A 438-nucleotide genomic window follows, 5' to 3' on the forward strand; every position below is an offset into this window, starting at 1 on the left:
GCGCTATCACCTGTCGATGGATACAACGACGCCACAGTTCCGGGATGACGGCACTATCGAGCGGAACTCGAAGCGATAGCAGTGGTTCAGGGTCGGCTATAAAGCGAATAGAGGATACAGACCAGTCCGACGACTTCGATGAGTCTGTTCAGTATGGGGACGTAGTACGTGTACACAACCGGGCCGAACCCGAGCGCGGTTCCGGCCGATGCGACCGTCAACGATATCACGAACGGCACGGCCGTGAGGAGGACCAGTCCAACCGCGAGCCACAGCATCGGCTGGCTTCGATTGCGTCGGTATCCGCGGTAGGCTTGAAAAACGATGGCAAGGCTGAGAACCAACGCCAGTAGCGTCACCGCCAGCAACACGAGGTAGTTCACGTACAGGTCCATGCTGGGTTGAACCATCTCAGATTCCCTCCCAGAGGTCGGTGAA

The 438-nt window shown here is 57.8% G+C and carries 1 protein-coding gene; it reads right to left on the minus strand.

Features of this window, described 5'->3' with window-relative positions:
- Positions 1-86: 86 nt before the first annotated feature.
- Complete coding sequence (locus DVK00_RS21055) at positions 87-410, minus strand: hypothetical protein (RefSeq protein WP_004064542.1); 324 nt, start codon at positions 408-410, stop codon at positions 87-89.
- Between the last annotated feature and the right edge of the window lie 28 nt (positions 411-438).

This window comes from Haloarcula sp. Atlit-47R (assembly GCF_003665985.1).
In the GTDB taxonomy this organism is placed as follows: domain Archaea; phylum Halobacteriota; class Halobacteria; order Halobacteriales; family Haloarculaceae; genus Haloarcula; species Haloarcula taiwanensis.